Raw genomic sequence first — 18076 nt, 5'->3', positions numbered from 1 at the left:
TAATGGCGGAAAGTTCCATCCCGCGGCCGGCGCCCTTGCGCGCGGCCGTCTACGACCGAGTGGTCGAGCGGCTGTCCACCGGCCGGTTGCGGCCGGGTGAGCCGATCACCGAGGCCGGGCTCGGGCAGTCGCTCGGGGTCTCCCGGTCGCCGGTGCGCGAGGCGCTGCTGCGGCTGGAGGCGGAGGGTGTGCTGGAGTCGTTCCCGGCGCGCGGGTTCCTGGTCCGCCCGTTGGACGCGGTGGAGGCGGCCGAGCTGTACCCGATCATCGCCGAGCTGGAAGGGCTCGCGGTCCGCACCTCACCGGCCGAACGGTCCGATGTGGACGTTCTGCGGGAGCTGGACGACCGGCTGCTTCGGGCAACCGATCCGGTCGAGAAGTGGCGGCTGGACACCGAGTTCCACGAGCGCATCGTCGAACACTGTCCTAACGCGACACTTCGGGCGATGCTCGCCTCGATCCGGATCCGGCTGTCCCGCTACGAGATCACCTTCATGCGCGAAGGTGACCGGTCGGTGCGGTCGGCCGGGCAGCACCGGGAGATCCTGGACGCGCTGGCCGACGGCGACCGGGAACGGGCTGGGGCGGTGATCGCGCGGAACTGGGACAGCGCGCTCGGCATGGTGCTGGGCTGGCTTTCCGCCGAGCGGCCATAGAATCCGACCGTGCCTCCGAAACGCCTGACCCGTGCGGAAAGCCGGGAGCGGACCAGGGAGCGGCTGCTGAGCGCCGCGGCCGAGCTGTTCGCCGAGAACGGGGTGAACGGCGCGTCGGTGGAGCAGATCGCCGAGCGGGCCGGGTTCAGCAGGGGCGCGTTCTATGGCAACTTCGCGGACAAGCAGGAACTGGTGGTGGAGCTGCTTGACCAGCGGATGCGCCGCGAACTGGCCGAGGTGCGCGCCCTGCGCGAAGGGGTGCGTTCCTTCGAGGAAATGCTCGACCGGCTGCGCGCGTGGAACTCGGAGCGGGCGCGGCATCTCGAGGACTGGTTCGCGTTGCGCACCGAGCTGACGCTGTACGCGCTGCGCAATCCCGAGGTGCGGCCGAAGCTCGCGGAGCGTGAACGGCTGGCCCGCGCGGCACACGCCGAGGGCGTGCGCGAACGGCTGGCCGCCACCGGCGCGGCGGCACCGGCCGACCCGGAGTTCCTCGGCCTGATCCTGCACGCGCTGGAGGACGGGCTGCTGACCCAGCGCTTCCTGTGCCCGGACGGCATCGGCGACGAGGTCGTGGTGGACGCGGCCGAGCTGCTGCTGCGCTCCTGGACCGCCCTCGGCCGCGACCAGACCGGCCCAACGTGACGTTCGGCTCGTTCTATTGGCCAAACGTCACGTTGGGCCGTTTCCGGTGAGGTTAGTGGTGGGTGGCGTCAGCGGAGGCCGACGAAATCGGCCATTTGCTGCGCGGTGTAGGTGAAGAACTCGTCGCTCGGGTCCACGCTGCCGCGGAACTGGCCGAACAGCTCGAAGTTGAGCGCGCCGAACAGCTGTGACCAGGCCATCAGCAGCCTGGTCAGCTCCGCGCCGGTCAGCCTGGACTCCAGCCTGACGGCGAGGTCGTCGGTCTGGCGCCGGAGCGCGGCCGAGCGGCCCTGCCCCTCGGAGGCCGGGCGCAGCGCGGCCGATTCGAGCACCCGGCCCAGCGCGAACACGACCCGGCTCGCCGGCACGACGGTGTCCTGCGGCGCCTGGTAGCCGGGGATCGGCGAGCCGTAGATCAGCGCGTATTCGTGCGGATGCTTCAGCGCCCAGGCGCGGACGGCGTGCCAGATGAGCTGCCAGCGATGACGTGGCTCCTCGTCCGGGCGGTCGGCTTGTTCGGCGGCTTCGCCGATGGCGTCGTACGCGTCCACGATCAGCTCGGTGAGCAGCTGGTCGCGGCTGGGGAAGTAGCGGTAGAGCGCGGAGGACACCATGCCGAGCGCCCTGGCCACGGCGCGCAGGGAGAGCCCATGCGCGCCGACTTCGGCCAGCTGTCGTCTGGCCTCGTCCTTGATCTCCTGGACCAGTTCGGCGCGGGCTCGTTCACGGGCGGTGCGGGTGGCCGGCATGCCCCGGAGTCTGCCACCAGAGAGAGCGCCGCACAAATTCGAGAGCGCTGCTCTTGACATAGAGCAGCGCTCGGGTGTTCACTGCTCTTAATCGAGAGCACTGCTCTCGCAAACGAAGGAGGCAGAGCGATGACCGCCCAGGAGAAGTTCCGTTACCTCGAGCCCAACCGTGGCCACCTGCTGTTCGGCAAGGGGATCGCGTGGCTGACCCGCCGCGGCGTCAGCGTCTGGGGCAGCAGGGTGCTGTCCGTGCGAGGCCGCAAGAGCGGCGAAATGCGCTCGGTCCCGGTCAACCTGCTCCCCTTCGAGGGCGAGCAGTACCTGGTCGCCGCGCGCGGTGTGGCGCACTGGGTGCGCAACCTGCGGGTCGCCGGCGAGGGGGAGCTGCGGGTCGGCCGCCACGTGCAGGGGTTCACCGCCACCGAGCTGTCCGATGACGATAAGCCGGCCGTGCTGCGCGCCTATCTCAAGCGCTGGAAGTTCGAGGTCGGCATGTTCTTCGACGGGGTGGACGACAAAGCGTCCGACGAGGAGCTTCGCCGGATCGCGCCCGGCTACCCGGTCTTCCGGATCCGCTGAGTCGTTGAGCCGCTCAGCCCGCCGGGTCGCGCGGGCGGCGGGCCGTGGCGGCGACCAGCACCACGCCGACCAGCAGCGCGCCGAGGCCGATCAGGAACCAGAGCTTCTGCCCGGTCATGAAGCTGCCGCCGAGCACGCCGACGCCCTGCAAGGTCCACACCGCACCGATCGCGGCGAGCAGGATGCCCACGACGAGAAGGATCCACCGTTTCATTGGTCCGCCCCTTTTCTTCCCGGCTGCCGCCCAGTGTGGCACCCGCGGCGGTGCCGGGCTACTGGCCGACCGCGCCGTCGATCCGTTCGCGCAGCAGATCGACGTGCCCGTTGTGCCGGGCGTACTCCTCCACCATGTGCACCAGCACCCAGCGCAGCGAGATCGCTCCCCGGTAGGACTCGTTGCCGCAGTGTTCGAGGTCGGGCGCGTCGGCGATGAACTGGTCGGCGAACGCAACTTCGGTCCGCCACGCCTCCCATGCCTCTTCGACGATCGCGGGATCGGGCAGCGCGCCGTCGAACGCGGCGTCGGGTTGGGCGGAGGACCCGAACAGCTGCGACACCTCCTGTCCGGCCATCACCTGGCGGAACCACGTGCGTTCGACGTCGGCCAGGTGGCGGACCAGGCCGAGCAGGGACAGGCTGGACGGTTCGATCGAGCGTCGGGCCAGGTCGGCGGCGTCGAGGCCGTCGCATTTGAGCACCAGCGTTTCGCGCTGGGACCGCAGGAAGCCGGTGAGCGTCGCGCGCTCGTCACCGTAGAGCGGCGCGTAGGTGCGTGGATCCTTGTCCGGTTCGACGAAAGTGTCCCTCGGCATGGAGGCCATCATCCGCGACCCGCGGTCCGGGTGGCCAACGATTTCCGCGCGTTTGAAACGATACGGTACGGACTGTACTGTTATAGTATGACAACAGCCAGCTGGCCGGCCACGCTGCCGGTCGCCCAGGTCCGGATCGCCAGGCCCACCGACAAACTCGCCGAGGTCGTCGCCTTCTACCGCGACCTGCTCGGGCTGGAGGAGCTCTACCGGTTCGAAGGACACGCCGGCTACGACGGTGTGATGCTCGGCCTGCCCGGCGCGGGCTACCACCTGGAGTTCACGTCCTTTGTGGACGGAAGCCCGGGCGAGGCGCCGACCGAGGACAACCTGCTGGTGCTCTACTTCGCGGGCGAGGCCGCGATGTACCCGGTGGTGCAGCGGCTCGGCGAGGCCGGGCTGGCGCCGGTACCGCCGGAGAACCCGTACTGGACTGCCAACGGCGGCCTCACCTTCGAGGACCCGGACGGCTGGCGGGTCGTGCTGATGCCGAAACCGGTCTTCTGAATGGTCCGCACCAGGGACGACCGGATCGACGCGGCGGTGCTGGCCGCGACCGTGGAGCTGCTGGACGAGTCCGGTTACGCGGACCTGTCCATCGGCGGGGTCGCGGCCCGCGCCGGGGTGCACCGGCCGGCGATCTACCGCCGCTGGCCGTCGAAACGGCATCTGGTGGTGGACGCGGTGGCGGCCGGGCTCGGGCTGGTGCCCACCCCGGACACCGGCGACCTGCGCGCCGACCTGATCACCGGGATGAACACGATGGTCACCGCGTTCGGCGGCACCGCGCTGGGGCGGGTGCTGCCCGCGCTGGTCGCGGACCTCGCCGAGGATCCGGAGCTGAACGAGGAGTTCCTGCGCACGGTGTTCCACCCGCGCCGGGCCAGCACCGCGGCGGCACTGGAGTCGGCGCGGCGGCGCGGTGAGATCCGGTCCGACTTCGATCTGGACTTCGTGCTGGACGCGCTCGCCGCACCGCTGTACTACCGCGCGCTGTTCCGCCACCTGCCGCTGACTGAGCGGCTGGCCGAGCAGACCGTGGACACCGTGCTGGCCGTGCTGGCCCTCTGAGAGCGGCGGGCGCGAAGCCAGACGTTGAGCCGCCCGACGGCGCGGACGTGCGCGGTGCGCGCCGAGGCCGGGGCCAGTGCGCCGAGGAACCGGGTGACCGCGGCGAACCGGTCGAACCGGCGCTGCTGCTCGTCTGTCCACTTCAGACCGGCTCGGGCGCGGAACGCGGGCGGCAGCGTCGCACTGATCAGGAAGAGCTGGCCCCGGTGCTGCCACCGCTGGATCGGTGTCCACAGTGGATCAGGCAGCCAGCGGAACGGTTTCCGCACCGTCTCGATGGTCTCCAGCAGGGTTTCGATGGTCTGGTTGAGCTCGAAACCGGCGACCATCTCGTCGTAGTAGCGCTCGAACGCGGCCCAGTCCGGCGGCAGGTCGCGCTCGCGCAGGCCGAGCATCCGGCCGACGTCGCACAGCTGCGCGTAGTACTCGTCCAGCTCCGGGCCGCTCAGCGCACGACCGAAGAACCGTTGCGCGTCAACCGGAACCTTGACCAGGGTGGCGTGCACCCAGGCGTAGGCCTTCGGGTCCAGCGCGTGGTAGCGGCGGCCTTCGGCGTCGACGCCCTTGAACGACCGGTGCAGCCGGCGCAGCCGGTCGGCCTCGTACTGCGCGCCTTCCCGGCCGTAGATGTAGATGGACAGCGACGCGCCGGTGCGCATCAGCCTGGTCCACGGGTCTTCCCGGTAGTTCGAATGGTCGCGCACCCCGGCGGCCACCACCGGATGCGCCACCTGCAGCATCAGCACCTGACCGGCCAGCAGCGCGGCCCGGAAGTCCCCGAAGTACTTCCACGCCGCGGTGCCACGGACGATCGGCGGCCCGGTTGCCATGGGCGGTGATGCTACCCGTTCACCAGGACACCGGCGGCCGTCGTTCGTGCCAGCGTTCGACGGTTTCCAGTTGCGCGGCAAGGGAGATCAGCCGTTCCTCGGAGTCGCGCGGGCCGAGCAGCTGGGCGCCGAGCGGCAGCCCGGCGGCGCTGAACCCGGCCGGCACGTTCACCCCTGGCCAGCCGAGCACGTTCCACGGCCAGGCGTACGGACAGGCGGCGATCATGGCCTGGTCGGTCTGCCAGCCGGACAACCGGTCGAAGGCGCCGACCCGCGGCGGCGGGCTCGCCGTGGTGGGCGCCAGCAGCACGTCCACCCGGTCGAAGACTGCGCCGATCCGCTTGTGCAGCAACGGTTCCGCGGCCCTGGCCAGGCGCAGGGACGGTCCGGCGATGCTGCCGCTGCGGCCGTTGGCCCTGGTCCGCGGGTCGAGCAGGGCGGTGTCCGGCACCCGGCGCAGCCAATCGCGCACGCCGACCAGCGAGCGCGGCAGGAAGGTCAGCCCGACCAGCCCGTAGTTCGGCCGCACGCCGACCACCTCGTGCCCGAGCCCGCGGAGCGTGCCGGCCAGCCTGGCAACCGCGGTGCGGATCTCCGGGTGCAGGGTCACCGGAGTGCCGGTGAACGCGGCCCGCGCGGTCAGCCCGATCCGGAGCCTGCCGGGCGCCCGCCCCGCGGCCGCCTGGTGGACGCCACCGGTCCCGGCCGCGACGTCCAGCAGCAGTGCCGCGTCGGCGACCGTCCTCGCCAGCGGGCCGAGCACGGTGATGCCGTGGAACAGCTCGGGTTCCGGGGCGGGGGAGATGCGTTCGCGCTGCGGTTTGATGCCGACCAGGTGGTTCCACGCGGCCGGGATGCGCACCGAGCCGGCGCCGTCCGAGCCGAGCGCGGCGGGCACCAGCCCGGCGGCCACCGCGGCGGCCGAGCCGCCTGAGGAGCCGCCCGGGGTGTACTCGGGCCGCCAAGGGTTGCGGGTCACGCCGAACGCGCTGCCCTCGGTGAACGGCCACTGCCCGATCTCCGGGGTGTTCGTCTTGCCGACGATCACCGCGCCGGCGTGCTTCAGCCGTCGCACCACTTCGCTGTCCGTGCTGGCCACCGGGAACTCGCCGGCGCAACCGAACGCGGTGGGCAGCCCGGCGACGTCCACGTCGTCCTTGACCGCGATCGGCACGCCCAGCAGCGGCACACGCTCGCCCGCGGCGAGCCGCCGGTCGGCCTCGGCCGCCTCGCGCCGGGCCTGTTCCGGGCGCAGTACGCGGAACGCGTTCAGGGTGGGCTGGGTGGCTTCGATCCGGCGCAGCGACTCGGCGGTGAGCTCGGCCGAGCTCACCGCCGAGGTGGCGAGCAGTTCGGCCTGTTCGGCCAGTCCCGCGAAGGCCAGTTCGCTGACCCGGGTTTCGGACACCTGACGAAGAGTAAGTCGAAGGTGAAAAATCCTCAACTACGGGCGTGCTCGCTGACTTCCCGCTCCGCCGGTGCGCTGTTCGTGGCCGAAGCCCTTGCCGCCAGCAACATCAGCCAGCCCAGCAGGATGACGTCGGCCGTCAGCGCGATCCGCTGGCTGAGCCCGACCGGCATCAGTCCGGCCAGCTCGCTGACCACCGGCACCCCGGGGAAGGCCTCCAGCGCGTAGCTGATCCCGAACAGCAGCAGGCCACCGGCGCTGAGCAGGGTCAGCTTGGTCAGCATCGCGCGGTGCCGCTCCAGCGCGGGAGCGTCGCGCATCCGGTCCAGCAGGGACTTGCCCAGCGCCGGCACGCTGAGGAACGCGACCAGGCAGGCGTACTGGTGGATCTCCCCGCTGACCGGATGCGGGTTGTCCTCGAAGCTGGCCGGGAACACGGCGGCCGTGGCCAGCCCCAGCGACCAGGTGCCGAACAGCGTGCCGGTGGTGCGGCTGACCGGCACCCCGGACGCGATCAGCGCGCCGAGTAGTGTCACCGACGCGATCGCCAGTGCCAGTACGCTGGCCGCCAGCATGCCGCTGCCGCGGTCGGTGAAGGCGTAGCTGGACAGGGTGTCCCGCACTGGATCGTGCGAACTCACCGTGTGCAGCAGGACGATGGTGAAAGTGCTCCAGCCGATTGCCGCGACCGAGGTGACCAGCCACGGCCTGGTTCTGGCCGCGACCGTGGAGCTCCCCGTCGCCTGTTTTGTCGTGTCCCCGTACCCCATGTACCCAGAGTGGCCTGTTTTGGCCCCGGGGTAATCCGGGGAAGTCCCTGATATTGCCCGTTCGGAGTGTGATCTGGGTCAGAACCGGATCAGGACGAGCGCCTGGTCGTCGTGGCGCTTCGCCCGCGGCCAGCGGGCGCCGTCCGGATCGCCGAGTTCGGCGGCGCGCACGGCGTCCAGCACCGACGCCAGCCCTTCGCGCTCGGCCAGCCCGAGCACGGTGGCCCAGTCGAAGAGCCGGTATTCGTCCACGCCGACGGCCACTCCGTCGGTGGCCAGCAGCACGGCGTCGACCTCTTCGCGCGGCCAGCTCCGGCGGATCGCCCGCCCGGCGGCCGCCGGGTCCGCTTCGGCCACCCAGAAGCCGCCCTCGGCATTGCGCTGGTAGCGGACGTCGCCGCCGGTGCGCAGCTTGCCGCTGTCGCGCAGGGCGACCAGCCGGTCGTCCGCGAGCAGTTCGGCGCCGGCCTCGCCGAACACCACGATGGGGCTGTCCGCGAGCACCAGCCCGTCCACCGCGTCCGGCGTCCAGCGCACCATGGCGACCGTGCTGGACGGCGACTTCCCCGGCCGCAGCCCGTGCGCGGCGGCCACCGCGGTGATGGCCGCGGCGAGCAGCTCGCCGAGATCGGCCAGCGGCGCCGCGCGCAGTTCGGCCGCCAGCGCCTCGGCCAGCAGTGACGCGTACCAGCCGCCGCTGGGCAGGTCCGGGCGCGGCGCGGTGGCGCCGTCCAGCAGCAGCACGGCGTTGTCCAGGACGACCACGTGGTCCTCGGTCGGCCGCGGGTGGCCGTCCGCGCCGAGTCCGGCCTGCTCGGCCACGATGATCTTGGGGCTGGGCATCTCGGGCACCGGCCGACTGTAATGCCCCTTTAGCCTGTGGCGAAGACCGAAGTGAGGAGAGCCAAGGACGATGTCGGCGACGCGGCTGCTGGTGCTGGGTGTGGTGCGCGGCTTCGGCACGGCGCACGGCTACCTGGTCCGGTCCGAGCTGGTCACCTGGGGTGCGGACGAATGGGCGAACGTCAAGTGGGGCTCGCTCTATCACGCGCTGCGCCAGCTGGCCAAGGAAGGACTGCTGCGCGACACCCAGATCGAGCAGTGGCCGGGCCGGGTGGACTACGAGCTCACCGAGGCCGGGGACGCCGAGTTCTTCCGGCTGCTGCGGGCCGCGATCAAGGTGCCGGACCATCGCCCGGATCTGCTCACCGCCGGGCTCGCGCTGCTGCCCGCGCTGTCCAGGGACGAGGCCGTCGAACTGCTGGAGCAGCGGCTGGCCGCGCTGGAGTCCGGCCGGGCCGACATCCTCGAGCAGACCAAGGCCGCCTGGCCGGAACCCGGCCATGTCGGCGAGCTTTTCGGGCTGTGGACGCATTCACTGGCCAGTGGCGCGGAGTGGACCCGCGGCCTGCTCGAACGGTTGCGCGGTGGCGCCTACGTGATGGCAGGTGAGGACGAGAAGTCTTTCGGCGCCCCGGGGTCCTGGCCAGTACCGGAAGGCGGGAGTGTCAACGAAGGTTGACACCTCGGTCATGTCAACGTAGGTTGACGTCATGACCGAAGCAACGGATCTCGCCGCACGAGCGGGCGATCGCGATCCCAGGGTCGGCCTGCGCGCGGTCGCCGCGCTGCGGCGGCTGGTGGAACAGCTGGAGGCGGTGCAGGTGCGCAGCGCGCGGGTGCACGGCTGGTCGTGGCAGGAGATCGCGGCCGAACTCGGGGTCAGCCGGCAAGCGGTGCACAAGAAGTACGGGAGGCACTGATGTTCGAGAGGTTCACCCGGGAGCTGCGGGAAGTGGTGATGGACGGCCAGCGCCAGGCGGTGGCCGAGCGGGCGGAGCGGATCGAGCCGGGGCACCTGCTGCTCGCCACCCTGGACCACGCGAGCGCGCCCGGCGGGGCGCTGCTCCGCTCGATGGGGGTCACCAGGGAGGACGTCGCCACCGAACTCGACCGGGTCCGGCGCCGCGGCGGGATCACCGACTCCGACGCCGCCGCGCTCGGCCGGCTCGGCATCGACGTCGAGCAGATCGTCGACCACGTGGAGCGCGAGCACGGGGAGAACGCGCTGGCCGGGTCCGCCTGGCCGCGGCAGCGTCGGAGTTGGCGACGGCACCTGGCGTTCGCCGACGAGGCCAAGCGCACCTTGGAGCACACCCTGAAGGCCGCGATGGAAGTCGGCGACCGGGACCTTGGCACCGAGCATCTGGTGCTCGCGCTGGTGTGCTGGCCCGGTCAGGCGGCGGACGTGCTGTACACGCTCGGCGTGGACCAGAACCTGGTGCGGCGGGCACTCAGCCGGCGCAAGGCGAGCTGACCCGCGGCCGCCAGGCGACCAGCGGCAGCACGAGCTGCGTGATCGGCCCGATGGCCAGCGCGTAGAGCACGGTGCCGGCGCCGACGGTGCCGCCGAGCAGCCAGCCGGCGCCCAGCACGGTCAGCTCGATGCAGGTGCGCACCAGCCGGACCGAACGGCCGGTCCGCGCGGCCAGCCCGGTCATCAGGCCGTCGCGCGGGCCCGGTCCGAGCCGGGCGCCGACGTAGGCGGCGGTGGCCACGCCGTTGAGCACGATCCCGCCGAGCAGCAGGGCGATCTGCCAGCCGAGCACGTGCTGGTCCGGCAGCACCGCGCGGACCACGTCCACCACCACCGAGATGATCAGGATGTTCAGCACGGTGCCGAGGCCGGGGCGCTGGCGCAGCGGGATCCAGAGCAGCAGGACGGCGACCGAGATGATCCCGGAGACCGTGCCGAAGGTCAGCCCGGTGCGCTTGACGACCCCTTCGTTGAGCACGTCCCACGGCGAGAGGCCGAGGCCCGACCTGGTCATCATGGCCATGCTGGCGCCGTAGCAGGCGATGCCGACGACGAGCTGGGGAAGCCGGCGGCCAGGGTTGACCGAGACGGGGACCGGAGCAAGATCTACAGGAGCCACGCTCACACTATCGGGTGGCATTGGTCTTGTTGACCATAGCCAATCCGCAATAATTGGTCTTATGAACCCGCAAATCCCACCGGGTGGACGCATTACCGGGCCCAGATTGGCCGTCAAACTCGGTGCCTGGCGCCGGGGCGGCTCGCGTCAGGGCGCGGCCGATCTGGCCGCCGGGATCGAGCTGCTGGTGCTGGACGGCCAGCTGCCGCTGGGCACCAGGCTGCCCGCCGAGCGCGAGCTGGCCGAGTCGCTGGGCGCCAGCCGCACGCTGATCGGGGCGGCGCTGGACCGGCTGCGCGCCGGCGGCATGGTGGCGAGCCGCCGGGGTGCGGGCTCCTGGATCACATCGCCGCGCACCGGCGGGCTCGAACCGGCGCTGCCCGACGGCAGCGAGCTGATCGACTTCGGCCGGGCGTCGCCGCCGGCCGTGGCCGGGCTGATGCCGGCGGTGGACGTGGCCCGCCGCGCGCTCGCCGAGCACCTCGGTGAGACCGGCTACAGCAGCCGCGGGTTGCTGGTGCTGCGCGAGCGGATCGCCCGTCGCTACACCGAGCGGGGCCTGCCGACCACGCCGAACCAGGTGATGATCACCAACGGCGCGCATCACGCGCTGGTGCTCAGCCTGCGGCTGCTGGCCGGCCCCGGCGACCGGGTGCTGGTGGAGCAGCCCAGCTATCCCAACGCACTGGAGGCGATCCGCGCGGCGCACGCCATCCCGGTGCCGGTCGCGCTGGACCCGGCCGGTGACCAGGGCTGGGACCTCGCCGGCATCGAGGCCGCGCTCCGGCAGGCCGCGCCCCGGTTGGCATATCTGATCGTGGACTTCCAGAACCCCACCGGGCTGCGGCTGGACACCGAGGGCAGACGGCGGCTCGGCGCGATTCTGGCCAGGGCGCGCACGCCGGTGGTGGTGGACGAGACCATGGCCGAGCTGGACTCCGAAGGCGACCCGGTGGACGGCCCGCCGCCGCTGGCCGCGTTCGCTGGGAACTGGGCGATCACCGTGGGATCCTCGGCGAAGACGTACTGGGGCGGCCTGCGGATCGGCTGGATCAGGGCGTCCGAGGAACTGCTCGGCAGGCTGATGTCCGCGCGCACCGGGCTCGACCTCGGCTCGCCGATCTTCGAGCAGCTGGTGCTGGCCGAACTGCTCGCCGAGCCGGAAACCCTGCTGCGTCAACGCAGGCAGGAGGTCCGCCTGCTGCGAGACGCGATGACGGGCGCGCTGAACTGGTACTGCCCGCAGTGGTCTTTCCGGGTCCCGGCCGGCGGCCTCTCGCTGTGGTGCCGTCTCCCGGAACCGATGAGCACCCGGCTCGCCGTCGCGGCCGGAAACCATGGTGTGCAACTGGTTCCCGCGTCCCGCTTCGGTGTCCACGGTGGACTGGAACGCTGGCTGCGCCTCCCCTTCACCCTCCCCGCCGACCGCCTCTTCGAAGGTGTCCGCCGCCTCGCCACCGCCGCCACCTCCCTGCACGGCACGTCCACAATGGATCCAGACCTCCCCGTCACCTAGTTCTCCAGCATCCGACGGCACCATTCTCGGTCGCATCGTGCGCAGGCGATGGCTGCCGCGCGGAACTGCGCGCCCGGCCGGACCTGGTAACCATCGCCGCAGAGCAGCCGGACCATGCTCCCGACCGACGGCGCCTCGGCCAGCCAGGTCAGGTGCCGCATCCCGCCGATGACCGGTGTGTACAGGCGATGCTTCTGGTCCTGCGCGCCGCTGCCGGTCACCCTGCTGCCTGGTCCACCTGGTCGCAGGCGTGACAGTCGTACAGGCAGGGCGCCTGTCGGCCGCCACGTACGACCTTGTGCGTCAGGCCGCACAGCAGGAGCACGACCACGCCACGCGGTGGTTCGGTGTCGAGCAGGGTCCGATGCCGCACGCCTTTGCGGATCGGCTGGTAGCCGCCCGTCCGGGTTGTCTTCGGCCGGGCTCTGGTCCTGTTCAGCGCGGCGTATGTGGTGGTGCACCTGCGGCAGTTCTCCTTGGCTGGGCCAGTCAGGTCATTTTGTCGAATGTCGGCGATCTGTCCGCACATGGCCTTGATCGTCGTACCGTCCCGGCCGTACACGACCCGCGCCAAGTGATGCCGCAGACCGTCGATGTTCTGATACGTGATCTCACCCGCAACTGCGGATGCCCATTGTTCTCGAGGGTTCATTCCAGATCCTGTTCTGTCATTGATCCCACTGGAAAGCCAACTGCGCAGGGCTTGATAATTTCCCGCGTGTCAGCCGCTGTGCCGTACCGACGTCGCGTGTCACGCTGTTAGGCAATCAGCGATCAGCGCGACGGGGAGTCGCCAGCGAGGGTGGCCATTCGCAGGGGTGGCCAGAACAGGTAGCCAGGGATGCGGATGGGCGACATGACGATCGGGCCGTTGCTACGCGACCTGCGAGAACAGTCCGGTCGATCGCAGTCCGAGCAGGCCCAACTGCTGTCCGAGCTTGCAGGTCGAGTGGTCACCAGGAACGAGGTGTCACGCTGGGAAAGTGAAGGGCGGCTTCTCACGCCGTTCTGGCAGAAGCATCACGCTGGTAGTTTCGGTGTTGATGTAGCCGAGCTGCGGCGCGCTGTGGCAGCGGCCAAGGCCCGGCGGCGAAGCCGGCCCGAGGAGGTCTGTGACCCGGTGCAGCGTCGTCAGTTCATCGGAGGCCTTGCCGGGTTGGCACTGCCGCGGCTTGGTGCTGAATTTCCGCGTGGCCGCAGAATTGGCGAAGCCGACGTGGATCGCCTGCGACGGCATACGGCAAGGCTCCGCCGGCTGGATGACGTCATGGGCGGGGGAGACACCTACTCGATCTACGCGGCCGAGCTGCGTAGTACCGCACGGCTGCTCAACGAGGGCCAGTACGCGGACGAGGTTGGCCGAGCCCTGCGCTCTCTGCTGGCCGAACAGGCCCAGCTCACCGGTTGGGCTGCATTCGATGCCGGGCGACATGCTCGGGCCCGTGTCCACTACACGACCAGCCTGGCAGCGGCGGAAGAAGCCGGAGATGGCGCGCTGGCCGGAAATGCCCTTGCTTTCGTCGCTTACCAGGAAACGTGTACAGCGCGCGACGGCACGAAAACCGCCTTCGCATCCTACGAAAAGGCTCGCGCGGTGGCGACACCGCGAGTGAAAGCACTCCTGCTGGAACGCAAGGCGTGGTCGTATGCGGTTGTCGGAGACGCGCGGCAGACGGAAGACTCGTTGGCTCGCGCGCGTGAGGTCCTTGAGCAGCAGGATGATCGTCGTGAGCCGGACTGGGTGTTCTGGGTGGACCGGAACGAGGTCGATATCATGGCCGGTCGTTGTTGGACCGAGCTGTGCCGACCACTTCGGGCGGTACCCGTGCTCGAATCTGTGTTGTCCGGCTTTGACGACACGCATGCTCGCGACAAGGCGCTCTACCTGACCTGGCTGGCCGGTTCCTACCTCCAAGCCCGTGAGGTGGAGCAATCGGCGAGCACGTTGGAGAAGGCATTCGAACTGGCCAACGGGGTTGCTTCGGTTCGTCCGTCAGCGCGGATCACGAACGTGGCACGCAAGCTCGCCGTTCATCGAGCGGTGCCTGAGGTGGGTGCTGCACTCGAACGAATTGGAAGCTGAGTCAGGACTCGGGTGTGGTCGCTGTTTCCAGCCAGTGCAGATAGCCCGCCGACCCTCGGGCCAGAGCGATGGCGGTGACCTCCGGGTTTTGCCAGGTGTGCTCGGCGATCAGGTGTGCTTCGAGTGCGGTGTAGCGGTCGCCTGTGGTCTTGAACGAGGCCAGCCACTCCTCGCCTTCACCCTGTACGCCCAAATGCCAGAAGAAGGACGTGACGGGGCCGTGCACCTGAGCTGTAGCGGCGAGTTTGGCCTGCACCGCGGAGGCGGCCAGCCTGTTCGCCGTCTCGCGATCCGGTGCAGTGGTGGTGACGAGCAGGTGTTCGGCCATAGCGTCGAGCGTAGTGCCGACCTGGCCAGGGCATAAAACAGCCGGTGCGCTGGATGTGGGTCCGTCGCTCCAGGGAAGTACAACGGCGATTGACATCCAGCGCACCGGCTGCGTCCCCATCCGGCGAACCGGGCAGGGTGCCGCGGCTGCTTCCCGGCACAGCCCCTCGACGTGCCGGGAAGCGCGCGACTCAGGCGCGCATCGGGCTGATGCCCCTGTTCGGCGCGGTGAACAGGAGCGCCCGACGCGCGCCCGGTGTAGGTCCCGGCGCCGCGGGGGCAGCGCGACGCCGGGACCAGGCCCCGACCCGGCCGGGCGCGGTCGGCCGATCGGGAAGAATGTTGGTCATGGCGAGAACCCCTTGGTAATGAACGGAAAGGTCGTTCGATGCCGGGGCGGGAGCGGTACTTTCATGCCTGCGACCCAAGAAGTTGATCTTGGTCTGGACAGGGCTCTCCCCGGCCTAACCGCCAGGGTCAGTCGGGTGAGGCGGTCGGCAGCGCGGCATCTCTGCCCGCTCCGTCGGCCGAGTGCTGACGACTCGTGCCGATCAGCTGAAGCTGGGTGGTGTCCGCGGTGGACGTGGTCACGCCGAGCTGCTGCCGCCCGCCACCGGAGTTGTCGTGCCCCGGCGAAGCGGCGCAGGGCGCCACCATCAGCGCGCTGGGCGCGCTCGGCAGCTGACCGCCGCCGGACGAGCCGCCGCCGGCGTTCGCCTCGACGTCGCCGCCCGCCTGCTGATGCTCTGCGGCGGGCGCGTGCCAGCTGCGTGCCTGATGGTTCTGCGCGGGAGACGAACTCCGCTGGGTCTGGACCGGAGCCGGCGCTTCCGGCCGGTCGGCGTCGCCGCCCGGGATCACCGGCTGCGGCTGGTCGCCGGGCTGGGTACCGGCGTGCGCGCCGAGTTCGGCGCGCTGGTCGGCCGGGACGGCGATGGTCACGCCGCCCCCGCTGTGCCCCGGTGTCGGTGCGTCGCCGACCGGGCCGGGCTGGGGAAGCAGGTCGGGCAGCTCCGCCGGCGGGCAGTCGCGCGTGATCGGCGACAGCACCGCGTCGCTGACCGCGCCGACCGTGTTCAGCACGCCGCCGACGGTGTTGCCGACCACGCCCAGCACACCGTTCACGGTGTTGCCGACCAGGCCGAGCAGCCCGCCGCCGGCGGCCGGCTGCGGTGCCGTGCGCTTGCGCTGCGCGGCCGGCTCGCTCTCGGTCTGCCGGGAGGCGGTGGCTTCGGTGGCTGCGGTGGTTTCGCCGGTCTCGCTGGACCCGGACTCGGGCTCGGACTGCGCAGGCTGTTCCGGGGTCTCCGTTTTCGCGTTGTCCGCGGAGCCGGTACTGTCAGCGTCGTTCGTGATCGTGTCAGTTCCGGAGTTCTCGGCCGGGAGCGGGCCGGCGGACGTCTCGGTCTGGCCGCTGCCGCTCTGGTCACCCGGCAGGGTGGGCTCGTCGGCGCTCGCGGCCGGGCTGAGCAGCAGCGCGAGCAGCCAGCCGGCGAAGGAGAGACCAGCGACGATCAGCAGCCGGGTGGCGTGCCTGGGCAGCATTCGGCCGGTGCGGCGCACGATTGCCGTGCTTTCCACCGCCATCACCACCGTCCGGGCCTTTGGCTCGCGTGATCGTCACGCGCAGCTGATCTTCAATGGGGTCTCATCCGGCCACGTCGTAGCACCCCCGGGGCTGCACTCTTTCTAGCATTGGTCCGGAGTGTTTCACCTCGGCCGCGTTCGATCCACCCCGTACGGCGGAACGGACGTACCGGCTCCGGTGCCGGCGGGTCCGATGTTGATCACTCTGGGTTTCCCCGGGGACGATTATTACCGGATTGGCCGAGCCGAGTACAACTACTCTACTTCTCGCTGACCTGAGCTTTTGCGGAGCCTGTGCGCGGAGCGTGCCGTCTCAGTCGCAATTGGTCGCCACCTGGCGGCCTGTCGACCAGGACGGGAGAAGGCCCGGTGTCCGAAGCAGATTTCGGTGAGTTGCTGTCACGCGCCCTCCGCGGTGATCAGGCGGCGTGGAACTCGTTGGTAGCCGGTCTTTCCGCGGTGATCCTCGGCGTGGCGAGGGGGTACCGGCTCGGCGAGGCGGACGCGCTCGACCTGTGCCAGAGCACCTGGCTGCAGCTTGCCCAGCGCATCTCCGCGGTGCGCGAGCCGAGCCGGCTGCCCGGCTGGCTGGCCACCACGGCGCGCCGGCTGGCCATCGGCACCCTGGCCGGGCGGCGGCACGAAGTAATCGAGACCTGTGAGAATCGCGAGTACGAGAATGCGGTGTCACCGGAACTGGTGGTGCTGCGCGCCGAGCGCGAGCTGGCCTTCCGGCGCGCGGTCCGGCAGCTGCCCGACCGGCAGCGCTGGCTGATCCTCCTGCTGCTGCGCGAGCCCCGCCTTTCCTATCCGGAGATCGCCGCCGAGCTGGGCATCGAGCCCGGCAGCGTGGGGCCGCTGCGCAGCCGCAGCTTCGAGACGATCCGGCGGCGACTGCTCGCGGACGGTTTCGAATATCGCTGAATATCGGTAGCGACTCAGCCCAGCTTGCGCAGCCGGACGATGGCCTCGTCGAGCACCTCGTCCCGCTTACAGAACGCGAACCTCAGCACGTGTTTCCACTCATCCGGGTGATCTGTGAAGACGTTGACCGGTACCGCGGCCACCCCCACCCGTTCGGGTAGCTGCCAGGCGAGCTCGGTCGCGTCGGTGAAGCCGAGCGGCCGGACGTCCGCGCAGACGAAGTAGGTGCCCGCGCTGGGCCGGACGTCGAACCCCGCTTCGGCGAGCCCGGCGGAGAGCCGGTCGCGTTTGCCGGCCAGCGCGGTGCGCAGCCCTTCGACCCACTCCAGCTCGTGGTCCAGTGCGTACGCCACGGCCGGTTGCAGCGGGCCGCCGGAGACGAAGGTGATGAACTGCTTGGCCGCCTTCACCGCGGCGACCAGCTCCGGCGTCGAGCACACCCAGCCGATCTTCCAGCCGGTGCAGTTGAACGTTTTGCCGGCGCTGGAGATGGAGACCGTCCGCGACCGCATCCCGGGCAGCGTGGCCAGCGGCACGTGCGCCGCGTCGTCGAACACCAGGTGCTCGTACACCTCGTCGGTGATGGCCAGGAGCTCGTGCTCCACGCAGAGCGCGGCCAGTGCTTCGAGCTCGGCGGCGGTGAACACCGTGCCGGTCGGGTTGTGCGGGGAGTTCACCAGTATCGCGCGGGTGCGCGGGGTGATCGCGGCCCGCACCGCGGCCACGTCGAGGGCGAACCGGCCGCTTTCACCCGGTGCAAGCGAGACCACCTTCCGGGTCGCGCCGGCCAGCGCGACCGACGCCGCGTACGAGTCGTAGTAGGGCTCGATGACGATGACCTCGTCGCCGGGCTCGGTCAGCGCGAGCAGGCTGGCCGCGATGGCCTCGGTGGCGCCCGCGGTGACCAGGATCTCGCGGTCGGGGTCGTACTCGGTGCCGTACCGCGTGCGGTGCCGTGCGATGGCCGCGCGCAGCTCGGGCCTGCCGGGGCCCGGCGGGTACTGGTTCGCCCCGCCGAACAGGGCGTCCTTCGCCGCGTTCAGCATGGCCACCGGCCCGTCCGTGTCCGGGAAGCCCTGGCCGAGGTTGACCGCGTCGAAGCGGCCGGCCAGCGCGGTCATCTCCGCGAAGATGGTCGAAGTGAACGGCCGCAGGCGGGGGACTAGAGCAGGTTTACGCACGA

At 70.6% G+C, this 18076-nt stretch carries 24 protein-coding genes; 11 read left to right on the top strand and 13 right to left on the bottom strand.

Annotated elements, in window-relative coordinates:
- Positions 1–2: 2 nt before the first annotated feature.
- A complete protein-coding gene (locus AMYNI_RS44515) occupies positions 3–656 on the top strand; it encodes a GntR family transcriptional regulator (RefSeq protein ID WP_020668674.1) in 654 nt (217 codons plus the stop codon).
- A gap of 9 nt (positions 657–665) precedes the next feature.
- On the top strand, positions 666–1301 hold the full coding sequence (locus AMYNI_RS0114125) for a TetR/AcrR family transcriptional regulator (protein ID WP_020668673.1): 636 nt from the start codon (positions 666–668) through the stop codon (positions 1299–1301).
- Positions 1302–1369: 68 nt separating this feature from the next.
- Here the strand turns inward: AMYNI_RS0114125 and AMYNI_RS0114120 are convergent, their stop codons facing one another.
- Positions 1370–2050 (bottom strand): TetR/AcrR family transcriptional regulator, encoded by a 681-nt coding sequence (locus tag AMYNI_RS0114120; RefSeq protein ID WP_020668672.1) that lies wholly within the window; start codon positions 2048–2050, stop codon positions 1370–1372.
- 129 nt (positions 2051–2179) lie between these two features.
- Here AMYNI_RS0114120 and AMYNI_RS0114115 point away from each other — a divergent pair, with 129 nt between their 5' ends.
- Positions 2180–2629 carry a nitroreductase family deazaflavin-dependent oxidoreductase gene (locus AMYNI_RS0114115; RefSeq protein ID WP_020668671.1) on the top strand — a complete coding sequence of 150 codons (450 nt, stop codon included), beginning with the start codon at positions 2180–2182 and terminating at the stop codon, positions 2627–2629.
- Positions 2630–2642: 13 nt separating this feature from the next.
- Here the strand turns inward: AMYNI_RS0114115 and AMYNI_RS0114110 are convergent, their stop codons facing one another.
- The gene (locus AMYNI_RS0114110) at positions 2643–2843 is read right to left on the bottom strand and encodes a hypothetical protein (RefSeq protein ID WP_020668670.1); all 201 of its coding nucleotides are present in this window, start codon (positions 2841–2843) and stop codon (positions 2643–2645) included.
- 58 nt (positions 2844–2901) lie between these two features.
- A complete protein-coding gene (locus AMYNI_RS0114105; protein ID WP_245573926.1) occupies positions 2902–3441 on the bottom strand; it encodes a DinB family protein in 540 nt (179 codons plus the stop codon).
- An 87-nt stretch (positions 3442–3528) separates the two neighbouring features.
- Here AMYNI_RS0114105 and AMYNI_RS0114100 point away from each other — a divergent pair, with 87 nt between their 5' ends.
- Positions 3529–3948 carry a VOC family protein gene (locus AMYNI_RS0114100; protein ID WP_020668668.1) on the top strand — a complete coding sequence of 140 codons (420 nt, stop codon included), beginning with the start codon at positions 3529–3531 and terminating at the stop codon, positions 3946–3948.
- Positions 3949–4512 (top strand): TetR/AcrR family transcriptional regulator, encoded by a 564-nt coding sequence (locus AMYNI_RS0114095; protein ID WP_020668667.1) that lies wholly within the window; start codon positions 3949–3951, stop codon positions 4510–4512.
- On the opposite strand, the gene AMYNI_RS44510 is transcribed toward AMYNI_RS0114095, so the two are convergent.
- From AMYNI_RS44510 to AMYNI_RS0114075, 4 genes are all read right to left on the bottom strand, one after another.
- Positions 4425–5342 carry an oxygenase MpaB family protein gene (locus AMYNI_RS44510; protein WP_020668666.1) on the bottom strand — a complete coding sequence of 306 codons (918 nt, stop codon included), beginning with the start codon at positions 5340–5342 and terminating at the stop codon, positions 4425–4427. The two genes, AMYNI_RS0114095 and AMYNI_RS44510, sit on opposite strands and share 88 nt — an antisense overlap.
- A gap of 19 nt (positions 5343–5361) precedes the next feature.
- Complete coding sequence (locus AMYNI_RS0114085) at positions 5362–6750, bottom strand: amidase (protein WP_020668665.1); 1389 nt, start codon at positions 6748–6750, stop codon at positions 5362–5364.
- Between the two features lie 32 nt (positions 6751–6782).
- Positions 6783–7520 carry a DUF998 domain-containing protein gene (locus AMYNI_RS44505; protein ID WP_084628373.1) on the bottom strand — a complete coding sequence of 246 codons (738 nt, stop codon included), beginning with the start codon at positions 7518–7520 and terminating at the stop codon, positions 6783–6785.
- A gap of 78 nt (positions 7521–7598) precedes the next feature.
- Positions 7599–8363 (bottom strand): protein phosphatase 2C domain-containing protein, encoded by a 765-nt coding sequence (locus tag AMYNI_RS0114075; protein ID WP_020668662.1) that lies wholly within the window; start codon positions 8361–8363, stop codon positions 7599–7601.
- Between the two features lie 70 nt (positions 8364–8433).
- Between AMYNI_RS0114075 and AMYNI_RS0114070 the strand changes: the two genes are divergently transcribed.
- The 3 genes from AMYNI_RS0114070 to AMYNI_RS0114060 are packed head-to-tail and all read left to right on the top strand — an operon-like array spanning position 8434 to position 9837.
- Positions 8434–9042 (top strand): PadR family transcriptional regulator, encoded by a 609-nt coding sequence (locus AMYNI_RS0114070; protein WP_020668661.1) that lies wholly within the window; start codon positions 8434–8436, stop codon positions 9040–9042.
- A gap of 31 nt (positions 9043–9073) precedes the next feature.
- Positions 9074–9283: a sigma factor-like helix-turn-helix DNA-binding protein gene (locus AMYNI_RS0114065; RefSeq protein WP_020668660.1), complete on the top strand. Its 210-nt coding sequence runs from the start codon at positions 9074–9076 to the stop codon at positions 9281–9283.
- Entirely contained in the window at positions 9283–9837 is a 555-nt protein-coding gene (locus AMYNI_RS0114060) for a Clp protease N-terminal domain-containing protein (RefSeq protein WP_020668659.1), read from the top strand. Before AMYNI_RS0114065 ends, AMYNI_RS0114060 begins: the two co-directional genes overlap by 1 nt.
- Here the strand turns inward: AMYNI_RS0114060 and yczE are convergent.
- Positions 9815–10477 carry a membrane protein YczE gene (gene yczE / locus AMYNI_RS0114055; protein WP_084628372.1) on the bottom strand — a complete coding sequence of 221 codons (663 nt, stop codon included), beginning with the start codon at positions 10475–10477 and terminating at the stop codon, positions 9815–9817. The genes AMYNI_RS0114060 and yczE overlap by 23 nt on opposite strands.
- A 40-nt stretch (positions 10478–10517) precedes the next feature.
- On the opposite strand from yczE, the gene yczR reads away from it, so the two are divergent.
- Positions 10518–11972 carry a MocR-like transcription factor YczR gene (gene yczR, locus AMYNI_RS0114050; RefSeq protein ID WP_051116319.1) on the top strand — a complete coding sequence of 485 codons (1455 nt, stop codon included), beginning with the start codon at positions 10518–10520 and terminating at the stop codon, positions 11970–11972.
- Here the strand turns inward: yczR and AMYNI_RS0114045 are convergent.
- On the bottom strand, positions 11969–12193 hold the full coding sequence (locus AMYNI_RS0114045) for a hypothetical protein (RefSeq protein WP_020668656.1): 225 nt from the start codon (positions 12191–12193) through the stop codon (positions 11969–11971). The genes yczR and AMYNI_RS0114045 overlap by 4 nt on opposite strands.
- Entirely contained in the window at positions 12190–12624 is a 435-nt protein-coding gene (locus AMYNI_RS0114040) for a hypothetical protein (protein WP_084628371.1), read from the bottom strand. The genes AMYNI_RS0114045 and AMYNI_RS0114040 overlap by 4 nt, the downstream gene beginning before the upstream one ends.
- Before the next feature lie 195 nt (positions 12625–12819).
- Here AMYNI_RS0114040 and AMYNI_RS44500 point away from each other — a divergent pair, with 195 nt between their 5' ends.
- Positions 12820–14055 (top strand): helix-turn-helix domain-containing protein, encoded by a 1236-nt coding sequence (locus AMYNI_RS44500; protein ID WP_157357353.1) that lies wholly within the window; start codon positions 12820–12822, stop codon positions 14053–14055.
- A 1-nt stretch (position 14056) separates the two neighbouring features.
- On the opposite strand, the gene cutA is transcribed toward AMYNI_RS44500, so the two are convergent.
- Together cutA and AMYNI_RS0114025 are read right to left on the bottom strand one after the other, a co-directional pair.
- Positions 14057–14383: a divalent-cation tolerance protein CutA gene (gene cutA / locus AMYNI_RS0114030; protein WP_020668653.1), complete on the bottom strand. Its 327-nt coding sequence runs from the start codon at positions 14381–14383 to the stop codon at positions 14057–14059.
- 476 nt (positions 14384–14859) lie between these two features.
- On the bottom strand, positions 14860–15963 hold the full coding sequence (locus AMYNI_RS0114025; protein WP_157357352.1) for a hypothetical protein: 1104 nt from the start codon (positions 15961–15963) through the stop codon (positions 14860–14862).
- A gap of 375 nt (positions 15964–16338) precedes the next feature.
- On the opposite strand from AMYNI_RS0114025, the gene AMYNI_RS0114020 reads away from it, so the two are divergent.
- Positions 16339–16893 carry an RNA polymerase sigma factor gene (locus AMYNI_RS0114020; protein WP_020668651.1) on the top strand — a complete coding sequence of 185 codons (555 nt, stop codon included), beginning with the start codon at positions 16339–16341 and terminating at the stop codon, positions 16891–16893.
- 14 nt (positions 16894–16907) lie between these two features.
- Here AMYNI_RS0114020 and AMYNI_RS0114015 read toward each other — a convergent pair whose 3' ends face one another.
- Complete coding sequence (locus tag AMYNI_RS0114015; RefSeq protein WP_026360442.1) at positions 16908–18074, bottom strand: pyridoxal phosphate-dependent aminotransferase; 1167 nt, start codon at positions 18072–18074, stop codon at positions 16908–16910.
- Positions 18075–18076: the final 2 nt, after the last annotated feature.

The organism is Amycolatopsis nigrescens CSC17Ta-90, assembly GCF_000384315.1.
GTDB classification, from domain to species: domain Bacteria; phylum Actinomycetota; class Actinomycetes; order Mycobacteriales; family Pseudonocardiaceae; genus Amycolatopsis; species Amycolatopsis nigrescens.
Note: the sequence above shows the minus strand (reverse complement) of the source record. Positions and strands in the feature narration are given on the sequence as shown.

Coding starts and splice junctions, on each gene's coding strand:
- AMYNI_RS0114060 (WP_020668659.1), top strand. CDS start 9,283: ATGTTCGAGAGGTTCACCCGGGAGCTGCGGGAAGTGGTGATGGACGGC.
- AMYNI_RS44515 (WP_020668674.1), top strand. CDS start 3: ATGGCGGAAAGTTCCATCCCGCGGCCGGCGCCCTTGCGCGCGGCCGTC.
- AMYNI_RS0114065 (WP_020668660.1), top strand. CDS start 9,074: ATGACCGAAGCAACGGATCTCGCCGCACGAGCGGGCGATCGCGATCCC.
- AMYNI_RS0114095 (WP_020668667.1), top strand. CDS start 3,949: ATGGTCCGCACCAGGGACGACCGGATCGACGCGGCGGTGCTGGCCGCG.
- AMYNI_RS0114120 (WP_020668672.1), bottom strand. CDS start 2,050: ATGCCGGCCACCCGCACCGCCCGTGAACGAGCCCGCGCCGAACTGGTC.
- AMYNI_RS0114070 (WP_020668661.1), top strand. CDS start 8,434: ATGTCGGCGACGCGGCTGCTGGTGCTGGGTGTGGTGCGCGGCTTCGGC.
- AMYNI_RS0114075 (WP_020668662.1), bottom strand. CDS start 8,363: ATGCCCAGCCCCAAGATCATCGTGGCCGAGCAGGCCGGACTCGGCGCG.
- AMYNI_RS44500 (WP_157357353.1), top strand. CDS start 12,820: ATGGGCGACATGACGATCGGGCCGTTGCTACGCGACCTGCGAGAACAG.
- AMYNI_RS0114105 (WP_245573926.1), bottom strand. CDS start 3,441: ATGCCGAGGGACACTTTCGTCGAACCGGACAAGGATCCACGCACCTAC.
- AMYNI_RS0114100 (WP_020668668.1), top strand. CDS start 3,529: ATGACAACAGCCAGCTGGCCGGCCACGCTGCCGGTCGCCCAGGTCCGG.
- yczR (WP_051116319.1), top strand. CDS start 10,518: ATGAACCCGCAAATCCCACCGGGTGGACGCATTACCGGGCCCAGATTG.
- AMYNI_RS0114040 (WP_084628371.1), bottom strand. CDS start 12,624: ATGAACCCTCGAGAACAATGGGCATCCGCAGTTGCGGGTGAGATCACG.
- AMYNI_RS44510 (WP_020668666.1), bottom strand. CDS start 5,342: ATGGCAACCGGGCCGCCGATCGTCCGTGGCACCGCGGCGTGGAAGTAC.
- AMYNI_RS0114115 (WP_020668671.1), top strand. CDS start 2,180: ATGACCGCCCAGGAGAAGTTCCGTTACCTCGAGCCCAACCGTGGCCAC.
- yczE (WP_084628372.1), bottom strand. CDS start 10,477: ATGCCACCCGATAGTGTGAGCGTGGCTCCTGTAGATCTTGCTCCGGTC.
- AMYNI_RS0114110 (WP_020668670.1), bottom strand. CDS start 2,843: ATGAAACGGTGGATCCTTCTCGTCGTGGGCATCCTGCTCGCCGCGATC.
- AMYNI_RS44505 (WP_084628373.1), bottom strand. CDS start 7,520: ATGGGGTACGGGGACACGACAAAACAGGCGACGGGGAGCTCCACGGTC.
- cutA (WP_020668653.1), bottom strand. CDS start 14,383: ATGGCCGAACACCTGCTCGTCACCACCACTGCACCGGATCGCGAGACG.